The organism is Plantibacter sp. VKM Ac-2885 (assembly GCF_015351205.1).
Classification (GTDB): domain Bacteria; phylum Actinomycetota; class Actinomycetes; order Actinomycetales; family Microbacteriaceae; genus Plantibacter; species Plantibacter auratus.
In genome coordinates, this window is the sequence record NZ_JADKSK010000002.1 from 806,224 (window position 1) to 818,774 (window position 12,551).

9 protein-coding genes are annotated in these 12,551 nt (G+C 64.5%); 1 reads left to right on the plus strand and 8 read right to left on the minus strand.

The genetic code is table 11. The features are described 5' to 3' along the window. Positions 1-89: 89 nt before the first annotated feature. The 7 genes from ITJ66_RS16260 to ITJ66_RS16290 form a co-directional block, all read right to left on the minus strand. Positions 90-1,244 (minus strand): site-specific integrase, encoded by a 1,155-nt coding sequence (locus ITJ66_RS16260; RefSeq protein WP_194645267.1) that lies wholly within the window; start codon positions 1,242-1,244, stop codon positions 90-92. After that, entirely contained in the window at positions 1,241-1,429 is a 189-nt protein-coding gene (locus ITJ66_RS16265; RefSeq protein ID WP_228501954.1) for a helix-turn-helix domain-containing protein, read from the minus strand. Before ITJ66_RS16265 ends, ITJ66_RS16260 begins: the two co-directional genes overlap by 4 nt. A gap of 1,378 nt (positions 1,430-2,807) precedes the next feature. Then, positions 2,808-3,824, minus strand: a complete 1,017-nt coding sequence (locus ITJ66_RS16270; RefSeq protein ID WP_194645268.1) for a hypothetical protein — start codon at positions 3,822-3,824, stop codon at positions 2,808-2,810. Between the two features lie 128 nt (positions 3,825-3,952). Further along, entirely contained in the window at positions 3,953-4,471 is a 519-nt protein-coding gene (locus tag ITJ66_RS16275) for a hypothetical protein (protein ID WP_194645269.1), read from the minus strand. Between the two features lie 373 nt (positions 4,472-4,844). Further along, positions 4,845-5,372 (minus strand): amidohydrolase family protein, encoded by a 528-nt coding sequence (locus ITJ66_RS16280; protein ID WP_228502071.1) that lies wholly within the window; start codon positions 5,370-5,372, stop codon positions 4,845-4,847. Between the two features lie 232 nt (positions 5,373-5,604). Beyond that, positions 5,605-7,428, minus strand: coding sequence for a hypothetical protein (locus tag ITJ66_RS16285; protein WP_194645270.1), 1,824 nt, complete (start codon positions 7,426-7,428; stop codon positions 5,605-5,607). After that, positions 7,425-8,132: a hypothetical protein gene (locus tag ITJ66_RS16290; protein ID WP_194645271.1), complete on the minus strand. Its 708-nt coding sequence runs from the start codon at positions 8,130-8,132 to the stop codon at positions 7,425-7,427. Before ITJ66_RS16290 ends, ITJ66_RS16285 begins: the two co-directional genes overlap by 4 nt. Positions 8,133-8,589: 457 nt before the next feature. On the opposite strand from ITJ66_RS16290, the gene ITJ66_RS16295 reads away from it, so the two are divergent. Further along, entirely contained in the window at positions 8,590-11,268 is a 2,679-nt protein-coding gene (locus ITJ66_RS16295; RefSeq protein ID WP_194645272.1) for an AAA family ATPase, read from the plus strand. A gap of 551 nt (positions 11,269-11,819) precedes the next feature. Here the strand turns inward: ITJ66_RS16295 and ITJ66_RS16300 are convergent. Next, positions 11,820-12,278 carry a hypothetical protein gene (locus ITJ66_RS16300; RefSeq protein WP_194645273.1) on the minus strand — a complete coding sequence of 153 codons (459 nt, stop codon included), beginning with the start codon at positions 12,276-12,278 and terminating at the stop codon, positions 11,820-11,822. Positions 12,279-12,551 lie beyond the last annotated feature (273 nt).

A 12,551-nucleotide genomic window follows, 5' to 3' on the forward strand; every position in this document is an offset into this window, starting at 1 on the left:
CGGCTAGGCGCGAAAATGTAGCAACGCGTGTAGCAACGCATGTAGCAACGACCCCGCGAACGGCAGCGAACAACGGTGAACATGCATGGTCATTCCGGTCCTGCAGCGGGGGAGTCGAGCGCGGCGTTCATCGCGTCTGAGGCGTTCCGAAGGGTCGTCGGTGCGACGTGGGAGTAGATGTCAGAAGTGATCGACATGTTGGCGTGGCCGAGGATCTCCATGACCGTGCGCATCTGCACGCCTTGGGCTAGAAGGAGCGACGCGCAGGTGTGGCGCATGTCGTGGAACCGGATGCGGCGCACGTTCGCGGTGGCGATCTCTTTGTCGAAGCTGCGGCGGAGGTTGCTCGGCTCGATGGGTGTGCCGGTCCGTGTGGTGAAGACGAGCCCGGAGTCGACCCAGTCGTCGCCGGCTGCGCGCTGATCTGAGAGTTGGTTCGCGGCTCGAGTTCTGAGCGCCGCGATAGTTCGGGCCGGTAGGGGCAGCGTCCGTCGTGATCGCGCGGTCTTCGTCGGTCCGATCGAGATCCCTCGACCGGTTCCGGCGCGGTGAGCAGTCTGTCGGATGCGGAGCTGTGTCCGCTCAGCGTTGATGTCTGCCCAGCGCAGGCCGAGCAGCTCTCCCCGGCGAAGTCCGAGCGTGAGCGCGAGCACGTAGAGCTCGGCGAACTGTGAGTCGCGGCTGGACTCCATGAAGGTGGATGCCTCCTCCGCTGTCCACGGCTCCACTTCCTGGTGCTCGATCTTGGGAGCGCGGACGAGTGCCGCGACGTTACGCCCGATGTGCTGCTCGCGGGCTGCTTCGGCGAGGATACTGCGGAGCACGGCGTGAGCAAGCCGCACGGTGTGGGCCGAGACGCCCGTGCGCGCGATGTTGGTGTGCATTTCACGGACATGTTGTGGCGTCAGCTGTTCGAGTTTCTTCGTGCCCAGCGATGGGAGCACGTGTTTCTGCAGAACCCACTCGTAGTTGGCTCTGGTCGTCGGGCGGAGCACGTTCGGTGCGACGTGGGTGAGCCAATGTTCAGAGTAGGTCTTCACGGTCCAGCCCGAGACGGCGGTCGGGACGCCTGAGTCTGTCTGGGTGATGAGGTCGCGGAGCTTGGCGGCTACCTGCGCTTTGGTGTGTCCGTAGACGGTCCGACGCTTTCGTGCTCCGTTTGCGGCCAGTACGTACGCTGCGCCGGTCCATTGGCCGTCGTCGCGTTTGTAGATCGACCCCTCGCCGTTTGCCCGCTGACTCACGCCTGGTCTTCACCTGCGAGCTGCCGGGCAAAGCGGTGCAGTGCGGCGACGGGGATGCGTCTGGCTCGCCCGATCTTGACGCTGGACAGGTGGCCCAGCCTCATGAGGTCGTAGACCGTGGAGCGTCCTACTCCGAGTGATTCTGCTGCCTCTTCGGCGGTGAGCATGAGCTTGTCGATTGGCATACCGATCCGATCAGTCTTCGGGCACCGACTGAGTGCCCTGTGACTGCTCTTGCTGGCAGGCGCTGTGAAGGGCGGACCCCAGCGGATTGGAAAATCCGGCGGCCTACCGAATGTGCTTTCGGTTCAGCTTGGGAAGCTGAAGTTACCAACTGTCGGCTAACGGAGGCTCAATGGGGCGAACTTCCGCGTGATATCGGGGGAGCGTGAGACATGGTTGGACGTGGTGTGCGCGAAATTCGGGTGAGAAAAGCGTGAGTACCGCGGCGATGACTGGGAGGGAAAATAGATGGGGGCCCATAACGATGAGGGTTCATTTGGTCGGAGGTGGGAGCGCTGTCTGTCAGTAGTTGTCCACTCGGCCGCGGTCACGGAGCGAGCGTTGAGGCTTGGGGAATTCGTCCTCAGCTCCTTCGACCACAACGGACGAGCCCCCACTCTGCTTCCTCGAGGCGGCGCAGTGGTTCGTCCTCGACCTCCGGTCTCGAGGCTCGCGGCCACCCGGTTGGGCCGGTTGATGCTGCAGGACGGGGTCTCATCCAGGCCGTCGCTGCCAGCGACGACGAACTGTCCGATCAGGTCATCGGTTCTGGGGGTGAGCGCGAATCGACCACACATGCCGGGAGCGTGGCGCCGCCCGCTGTCATGAGCTCGCCGACGCGCCACCGGTGATGTCGCCGTGCGGAATTGTCGATCTGCCGGATTCGTCGATGTGAACAGGAGATGCCTCAGTTAAAGCGACCGCGCCTATTCTCACGCAGCGGAGACGCCGTTCGCGGGTCTGTTCAGAGGTGGCGCAAGGTGGAATCGTCTGCGCTCTGCGAACCCTTGCCGCGGGCAAGACCTAAGGTTGAGGTTGTCTCGCTCGAAGGAGATTCGTTACGCGGACTGTGCTGAGGAACAACCAACCGACGAACCGTACTTGACCTCGGTGAGGTCGTTGCCGCAGATGGCATGGAATGTCAGCGACGAGTGCCTTAACGGAGATTCTCGGTTATCGCCTGGCTGCAACTTTGCCAGCTAGGAATGGTGCGGGCGCCCTGCCGCGGCGACGTCGCTCCGTTCTCGCCCCGCCGCGCATTCCACTGCACCGGCCCGCCCGCCACGGCGCGGGAACGAGCCCGCACCCCGACGCCGACGCCTCTCACCATGGCCATGCCAGTGCGGCAGCCAACGCTCCGAAGTAGCGCGGTGAGAGCAGCTGCTGGTGAAGACCCATCTTTCCCGGCATGTGGCTATCTTTTAGTTCTTTACGACTATCTAGGACATGAGGATTGCGCATCAGTCGTCGGATTTGGGGGAGTAACGCATGGAACGAGCATGCAACAGAGCGCAGCTCTCGCCGTGGCTGAACGCACTGCGCCGCGGACACGCGACGTCATCATGTACGCGCCGCTGACCGGGTTGTAATCCGAAGCATGCTGGCATATCCATCCGCCAACTCGGACGCCCCTCCCCTGTAAGTCTCCTGGATCGCTAAGGCGATATCGTCCTGCGCCGATGACTCCGGCAACAGCACGGAGACGGTGCCGCCGCTGTTGCTCGCGACGGCAATGGCATCAGGGCTTGAGCGGCGGGCGGCGTCGATCAGTCTGGTCACGAGTTCGTGTGCATGTGCCGGGCCGTAAGCACTTCTGACGACCTTTAGGTCGACGATCTCGACGACAACGAGGACGCAACCGGGGATACGACGATGGAGATCTAAGAGTCTGCGAGTTGAGATATAGCGGCCCGTCGCCCCCCTGCTACGTCGGCTGAGCGCACCCTCGAGCCGGATAAGGACCAGCGCGATGGTGTTGATGAGGACAAACGCGAGACTAACCACCGTCGTGATCTCCACGCTGAAATACGTCTCGAACACCGCGCCCGTAGGACCTTGTAGAGCGAGCACCGCCCCCCGAGTGCAAGCGCACAACGCGAACAGCGCGTGCGCGATGGTTATCACCCAACTCATGCGGAACGACCCGAAGGTGCCACGCCGCGATTCGACAGCAGCCAGTGTCGAGAAAACGCTCAGACCGAGGAGTTTGGGGAGCGTCCCCGCCCACGTCGGGCCGAAAGGATGCGGTAGGAACGTCAGGAGCATGATGGTCATCACCACGGTGAGGACGGGGACCGAGCGGATGCGTTGCCCGTTGTACGCCTGGCACCCCAACCACACGAAGCCGACGGCTCCGACCATGGTGCCGTTGGCCAATGCCACGACGACCGACGGATGACCCAGCGGTGCCTCGGCTAGGTAGGAGATGCTACACAGGATGACGAGCATGGAGGCAGTAAGCCAGAGGCTCATGTACCGGCTCGAGAGCGACCGACGGCTGCTGACAACGAACAACAGTGCACATGCCCCAGCCACCATCACGGACGCCGCAAGGAGGGCGAATGCGTGGGAACTCACCTGTTCTCCTACCGGTAGCGCACAGGACTTGCTCAACCTCACTTTATCCTGCAGAGAAGCATCACGTTCCATGCCGAGATCCACAATTGGCAAGCGGGGCCGTTCTTTCCCACCGGACGTCGCCGACTTCAGTGAAGGCTGAGCTTTGCGAGGACCAGCGCGGCCGAGATGAGAAGGGTGAGCACCCCGACCAGCACCACGGCAACCGGGCGGAGCCCTCGAAAGTAGGCACCAGCGGTGGCAACGAGGACGAGATACACGAGCGCAGTGATCACGCCTGCTATCAACGCATCGTCGCGCCCGACGCCGACCAGCCCCAGGATGACCACGAGCAGCACGGGCACGAAAGTGACTGAGACCATCGGTGCGCTCACCGCAAGATGATGACGCACGGTCACCCACCCATTCGACTCACCGTCGGCAGGGCCTCCTACCGTGTATGCGAACACGTGTGTGGCGTAGTAGACGAGATTGGTGAGGAGCACGAGTACCACGAGGCTGCCGGTCGATGTGTCAGTGAGTCCGATCAGGGTCGTTGCCGCAATCAACGCCCCGTAACATCCAGCGCTAACGCGTTCGGCCGCATCTGGACCGAACGAGATGCGCCGTCCGCGTCCGTCAACCTGGGCACCGTCGTCACCGCTCACTGCCGGCTCTCCTTCTCATGGGTAGGTTTCGGCGAACCGTTCAGTGCTTTTCATCGCTCGAGATGATTCGGTACGTCTGATTGCCTGTTGAGACTGCGGACTCCCGCACGATATCGCAGAACCGCCTCTCGAACCGCGCGGACGTTCCGTCCGGACCGGAGACCCGCACGGGCTGCGCATCAGCCGTCGTAAACGACGTTGTGCAGCTACGCGTGTATCCCTCGTCCAGACGCTCTTGTCTGAGGAGCACGACACGCGTCAACAATGTCGTGGCCGAGTACAACTCGCGCACGGTGCTTTTGAAAGCAGGCTCAGCCCGGCCTCAACCCCCTCGTCGGTGAAACGCCCGTGAACGTTTCGACGGCGTCGCGGACTAGGTTGCCAAGCGGGGGAAGATTCGCTCAGCAGCGGAGCGGTGCACCGCGCCGAGTCGTTCCGTACCTGGGCCGTCGTAGGTGGCCAGTGATTGGTCGAAACGGGCGCTCCAGTCTGGGTGCGCGTAGGGGAAATCGCTGCCGTAGAGGATGTGGCCGGGTTCCGCGAATGCCAGAAGCGACGGCAGTGAGGTGGGGGTGGCAGAGAGGGCGGTGTCGAAGTAGAACTTGCGAAGGCCCGCTTGGATGTCTTCCGGCGTCGTGCCGGGGTTGAACGTTGCGGCGGCGCTGAATCGATCTGCAGCGTAGGGCAGGAAACCGCCGGCGTGTGACAGGATCACGCGGAGTTCCGGATGCCGGTCGAACACCCCGTGCGCGACGAGGTCCACGGCGGTGCGGGTCGTGTCGAATGGGAAGTCCAGCAGCGCCGTGGGCGTTCCGGGCAACTGCTGGATCGGCGGCGCCGTGGGATGCACGAACACCACGGCCGAACGCGCGGCGAGCTCTGTCCGAACGTGTCGAGCCAGGAATCGGGGTCGGGGTCGACGTCGAAGTAGGACGCCCCAGTGAACCGCAGCAGCAGATCCAGCTGTGTCTTGACAACTCTGCGTTGAATATCCTCCTCAGCCTGACGTGAGTCGCTGTGGGCGTCCAGGTAGAACGGGCGGAGATCTCCGAGTCGCATCCCATAGCGATGGGCCCTCACCCACCCATGCTGATCCTGGCTCAAGTCCGACGAGGGGCCGGTCTGTTCTTCGCTCATCCTGCGAGTCCCTTGGTGGAGGCGGTCAGGCTGGCTCGACGCCGCATGACACCGCGGACGATGAAGGGTGAGGCGCCGAGGAGCATTGTGGCAGCAGCGCTGGCAGCGAGCGTGGCGCCGTCGAAGCCGGTGCTCGCGAGCTTCCGTCCGGGGCGGTCGAGGAAGAGTGTCTGCTCTCCCTCCTGGCCACAGACACCTTCGCTGAGGAGCACCTGCTTTGTGTCGTCGGCATAGGTGCGTTCGATCCAGTTGACCCCGGTGCCCATGTCACGGGTGGCGGTGAAGGTCGGCCCGGGGACATCGGTGCGCCCGTTCACCAGGATCGGCACCGACTCCGGCAGGTATTCGGTCGTGGCGTCGCAGACGGGCTGACCGTCGGTGATGCGGTAAGCGGTGAAGGTCTGCACGGCGGTGTCCGGGTAGAGGGCGACATCTTCGTGGTGGGCGGTGTCGCCGTACTGCTCTCCCTCCATAACCGAGGGCACGGCCTTCGTTGTGACGCGGGGGATGACCGTGGTCTCGTCGGGCAGCCCGAATGCGTCGTGCCACGGTCCCTGCAGGACGGACTTGGTCGTTTCGGACTGCGTGTCGAGGTCGAGTGACCAGACTGCGGTGATCGGTCCGTCGGCCTCGTCGGGTCGGGGGAAGCTAGCTTCCATGATGTCGCCGACCTCGTCGCAGGTGGCGGTGGCCGTGCCGAGCGCCGGCCGCCCTTCCGGGACCTCGGGGAGGCTGTCCTCGCCGGGAAGCTTGGCGTAGATCGCGACGTCCCAGACGACTTCGACGCCGACGCCGTCTCGGTTGCGTCGCCAGGTGGTGCTGGTGCTGTCGGGGGAGATATCGCAGGTGGCGTGGTCGACGATGGTGCCGCCGACGGGGACGAGGGTCTGCTGCATCTCGCTCGTCACGATCGGTTGGAAGGTCGTCGAGGCGGTGATGCTGGCAGCAGAGGTAAACGGGACGGGGGAGCGGTTGTCACTACCGCGAGCGAGACGCTGCTGGCCCGGCGTCTCGTACATCCAAGCCTCGGAGGCATAGCCGCCTGGCGTGCTCCAGGAACCGTCGGCGCGGATGTCGTAGTCCGCGATGCCGTCGGCGGGATCGCCGATGATGTCGATGCGGGATCCATTGCCGACGGCCACCGAGGTCGCGCCGGTGCTGGTCTGGTGCGCGCCGGTGAGGGTGAGCGTGCCGGCAGCGGCGGCGGGGTCGACGGTCACGTCGATGTATCCGGTGGTGCTGTCGGTCATCGTGATGGCTGTGGTCGCCGTGTTCGAGCCGGCTGCGGCAGCCCAGTTCTCGCCGACCCATGCCCAGATGCTGTTGAACGCTGCGGTCACGGTGGCGTCGTGGCCGTCGGCTTTCTGGCTGATGTAGTGGATGGCGCCGTCGTAGCCGGGGTGGTTCTGCGAGGTGAAGGCGTAGACGAACGCGGCAACGGCTGCTGCGGTGTCGTTGTCCGTGGTCTGCCCGAACTGGGAGAGGCCCGCGTTGAGCATTGCGAGTTCCGTGCCGCCGACGTCGCGCGTCCCGGCTGTTGCTCCGATCCCGCCGACGAGCGTTCCGCCGCCGGTCGCACCTGATGGCCAGTCGGCTTGGACGTCGATGCAGTACGCAAGAGAGCCGTCCGGGGTGACGTAGTTCACGAGCTGGCCCCAGCCATAGGCGGTGGTGGCTCGAGGGGATGGAGTGGTGCTGTCCGCAGCGGCCGACGTGTCCTCCGCGGCGGGAACCGAAGCGCTCGCCGAAAGGGCAGGCAAGCTCAGCGTGGTGGCAAGCAGAATCGATGCGCCGGCCGCGCTCAGGATGCGGCGGCTCATGCGGCCTGCTCCACCCGAGCTCGGCTTCGTCGGCTCCGTACGGCGAGGGCCACGCCCGCCGCGATCGCGAGCAGACCTCCCGCAGCACCGGCGATGAGGAGTTCTTCGTTCGCGCCGGTGACGGCGAGCTGTGGACGTTTGGTCCCGACGCTCCCGCCAGAGCGGTCTGCAACGACATCGATGGCGGTCCCGCCGCCCTCGTCCTCGTCGTCGACGGGTAGCTCGGTCTCGTTGCCGTCCTCCGGGTCAACGACGGCCGGTTCGGTGACATCGACGACGGAGGACTCGTGGATGATCAGGTCGAGACCTTCCGGATCGTTCGGGTTGTCGAGCGTCCAGGCGTATCCACCGGCGGCCGAGACGCTCACGCAGTCGCCGTCGTAGCTCCACTCGGAGCCCGTCCAGGTCGCAGAAAATGAGCCGACCGTCGCAGCGTCGGCGACCGAGCCGACCGGGGGCCAGCCGTCGTAGGGTCCGGTGAGCGCTGCTGTGATCGGTTCGATCGCGATGCCGTCCTGGGTCCCAGTGACGTCGAGTGCGAAGCCGACGCAGTCGCCCACTTCCGCTACCGACGGGCTTGCGGAACCCGAGGCCGTAACGGCAGCGAGTGCTGGCGCGTCGAGGGGGATCGCCGGACCGGTCGTACCGAGCGCGGTCGCACTCAACGCGGTCGCCGCGAGCTGCAGGGAGAGGGGCAGTGCCATGTTGTCCTTCCATCGCTTGCGCGAGTTGAGGTGAACGCTCGTGCGTCACCTCCTGCTCTTGTGGAGGGCCCGACAATCAGGCGGACGCGTCTTGAAGACTTCAGCCGCTGTTCGGCGTCGGCTCATCCCCCCAACGCCTTCGAGGCTGGCGGCGCGCGAGCACACCCCAGTCCCGCATTCGGGCTGCCGCGCCTCGCTCCGCTCGCCTTGCCCTCGAACGGCCGCCATAGCTCAGAGGGTTGGCACCAGGCGACCAGCGATGGGCATCGATGACGGGCCGTCAATGACGGAGGGGCGAGGGGCACATGCCCCCGCCCCGGCACATGGACTGGGGTGTCGAGTCAGGGATGCACGCAGGCACCGGGATGGCCAAGTCCGCTCGGGTTGTCGACCAGCCACAAGAGCTAGCGAGGCGGAACTACCGCCTTTTGCCAAGGAGACGCTCTTGCGCGGTGGGATGGTCAGATGGAAGCGAGGCCTGGCCTCGCAGGGGCTCCGGCAGGCCGTCGACTATGCGCTCGGTGGTTCCTGTGATGCAACTGTCGGCACCCCCGCAGGCATTGCCCGCGCGCTCGGCTATGCACCTGAGACTGTCACCCGCTTCATCGTCGAGAACGAACAGATCACCTCCGATCAGCTCGACCGACAGAAGCTCGCAGCCTGGGTCGCCGGCCGCGATCCCGACACCGAAGTCATGCGTGGCGTCCGGAATCCGTCCCCTCGAGCAGATCTCCTCTTGGATGCGACCATCAACGCGTCGAAATCGTTCTCCATCGCGTCGATCCTCGATCCGGAGGTCGCGGCAGCCTACGACGCACTTCAGGATCGCCTCCGCGAACGCATCATTCTGGCCTGGCAGCGTGAGCTCAATGCCCGTCGTGGGAAAGCCGGCCACCGCCGTATGCCGCTGACGCGCATCGAGATCGTGGAGCTCCGCCATGCTCGCTCGCGCGCACTTGATCCCCACCAGCACCGGCACCTGTGGCTCAACATCAAGGTGCTCGGAGAGGACGGGCGTTGGAGCAACATCGACTCCCGTGTGGCCCTGCGTTTCCAGACCGTCATCAACGCGGAGGGCGACCTCGCCGCGAGGACGGACCCGGAATGGATCGCCGCCCTCGCCAGGAGGGGTTTCAGTATCGGCGATGACGGCGAGATCGAGCAGCTCGCTCACATCGTGCGGCCGTTGTCGAAGCGGTCGCGTCAGATCGAGCGGAACCGCGCCAACCGGCTGGATGAGTGGCGGCTCGAACACCCCGGCGCTGAACCAACGCCGCAGGACCTGACCGCCATCGACCAGTGGGCCTACGCACACGAGCGCCCGGCAAAGCCTGTCGCGATCAACGAAGCCGACTGGCTGAACCTGGTGCGAGAGGAGATCATCGAACTCGATCCGAGGCTCGCTGAGAAGCGGGCCCACCTCGCGCCGTTGGTGAGCCGCCTCGATGATCTCGATGTCGATCTGCTCGCGAGACGGGCGGTCGCCGATGCTGACCAACGCTCGACGCCGAGTGGAGGACGATTCAGCCGATTCGACGTCCGCGCCGGGGTGCTCCGGGCACTCGCCACAACGGACGTTGTCGTTGAACGATCCCAGCTCGAGCCACTGATCGAGCTGGCGATTCAGCGCGCCGTCGACGCGGGCTGCACGGATCTGCTCGGCGCAGAAGAAGTGCCGCCACAGGTGAAGGGCTACCTCTCGAATCACACCGCGACGCTCAAACGGGAAGTTGAGCGCCGCATGGCCGAACTCGCGCCCCCCGGACGGTCTCTGACCGAAGAGGCGGTCTCCCGCGCCGAGCGCGCGTCCCTCCCGACAGGTCGCTCGCTCGATGAGGGTCAACGAGCCGCCGCCGCAGTGCTGGCGGGCAGCGATCGGCTCGTCACCGTGACCGGCCCCGCCGGAACAGGCAAGACGACCATGCTGCGCGTCGCCTGCGACCTGCTCCGCCGCAACGGCCGTCGCCCGCTCCTGCTGGCACCGACGCGAAAGGCCGCACAGGTCGCTGGTGCCGAGACGGGCGCAGATGCAACGAGCGTGCACGAGCTGCTCCGAGCGCATGGCTGGACTTGGAAGACAGATGACGCCGGCCGCGATGTCTGGACCTTGGAACGTCCAGCGAAGCCCATCGCTCGCCGCTACCGACTCCGATGCAACGACCGCGTCATCGTCGACGAAGCCGGCATGCTCGACCTCGAGGCAGCACGCGCGCTCTGCATCACCGCAGAGCAGACCGGCATCGACCTGGCCTTCGTCGGCGACCCGATGCAGTTGCGCCCGGTTGGACACTCGGGAGCGATGCTGCTGGCGACCGAGGCCGCGACGGCGCGCGTCGATCTCGAGGACGTCCACCGTTTCCGCAAGCCAGACGGAGCGATCGACCGCGAGTACGCGCAGCTCACGATTGCCCTGCGCGATGCACGGAGCGAAGATGTTCGGCTTGCCGTGGCAGATCGTCTCATCGCCGGCGGACATGTCGTCGAGTTGGAGCCTGGCGCGGATCCGACGGCCTACCTCGCTGAACGGTATCTCGTAGACACGGCAGCAGGGCTGCGTGTTGCGTTGGTGACATCGACGAATGAGGAGGCGCAGCGCATCAATGACACGATCCAGCGACTCCGACTCTCGCGAGGCGAGCTGCAGCCGTGTTCCGTGCTCCTCGCGCAGGACTCGCAACCCGTCTACGAGGGGGACCTCGTCCAGAGTCGAGCCAACGAGAAGAACCTGGGCGTGAGCAACCGTCAGCTCTGGCGAGTCCGCAGCATCGCCGGTGAGCACGCCTCGCTCGAATCCGTTTCGGACCCAAGCCGCGTCCGAAACGTGCCTGCGAGCTACATCGCTGAACACGTTCACCTGGCTTACGCATCCACCGCCCATGGTGCCCAGGGCGAGACCTCGGACGTCAGTTACACGTCGGGTGCTGTGAACGGCGCGGCCGTCTACGTCGGTCTCACTCGCGGAAAGCTCCAGAACACCCTGGTGCTCCCGGCGAGAGTCTTCGACCTCCGTGAGCAGATTGCCGAGTTGCTAGCGCTTGATTCCGGAGAACCGACAGTCAATCGGACACAGGCCGCGGCTCGCGTCGACTTGACCCGCACCGCACGAGAGGCAGACGCTGCTCAACCGGCACTCTGAATGACGCGAGCTCGTTGTGCAGATCGCTACGGACATCAATCGTCTAACGGTTTCGCTCGCCCAGAATGGTCAGCCCGGCCGCCCACTCCGGGCAGCCGAACGGCGTACGGGCGTCGCTCGGCTGCTGACACGGGCGAACTCCTTCGGTAACGCCGAGCGTGCAGTACAGTCGAACGCGAACTTCGTCGTGCCGGGGTTGTTCGCTCGCAGATAGGGCGTACCATGGTCGTCGATGTTGATTGACGTTGAGGGCGACCGCTTCTCTGTAGAGGTGCGCCTGGGACCAGGCGGACGTCGAGTGTATGACTTCTCATGGATCAACGGGCCTAGTGAACCTCCTTACGGATTCACCATTGGGTCGACTTCTCCATCCACTGAGTTCTCGACGGAAGAGCTGCGGGCGAAAGTCGCCGCTTTTGTCCACCACTTCTATGCCCCCGGCGGGATAGGGCCGGTCGATTTTCCGGAATTTGTGGCATCCAGGAATCGTCAATAAGCTCGGAACTGTCCGCCTATCCGATCACTCTTGCGACCGTTTACATCGCGCCGCGCTACTTGGCGCTCGCAGCGGATACTACTCGCCAGGCGTTGCTCTTCTCCAAAGTGAATTCTGAAACGATGGGTTTGGAGTAGTCCACCCACGTCTCCTGACCTTCGGCGGTTACCGACACGTTGGATGCATCCAGGGTGACGCGGACGACGGCGTGATCATTGTTCGATTCGATCAATTCAGTCCCTGTGATCTCGACGTCGCCGTGTTGTTGAACCTGGCCCGTCAGATACCAGTCCTGATCCTCTTCCAAGACGTCGCGCATCTCCGTGGACGCAAGGTCGAGCAGAGCATCCGGGATCGGATCGGCGTACCCACTCTGGGCCCAATGGTCATAGCTCTTCACAAAGCTGACCGTTGTCTCGACTGGCTCTTCCGGAGAAGTCTGTGGCGAAGAGCAAGCACTCAACAATGCTGCCGATGCGAGCGCAGAAACGATGAGATGAGACTTGAACTTCATGCTGACCTCGGCTTGTCATTCCGCTATTCATACTAGCGATTTCTATCAGTTAAGCCGCTAGCCGCAAGTGATGTCTGTACCGGGCGAGTAGGTCGGAGTGTGCGTGTCGGCGATTCCGACCATATCGAAACTCGTCCAGGCCCGGAATGATGCGGCTGCGGTCCCATTGCACTCGTACCGCGCTGTCACTCGATTGGAGCTGGGGAGACCCATATCTGCCTGCGAGGGGAGGACTGCTCGACCCTGTGTGCCTACAGCTTGATAGAGACCGAT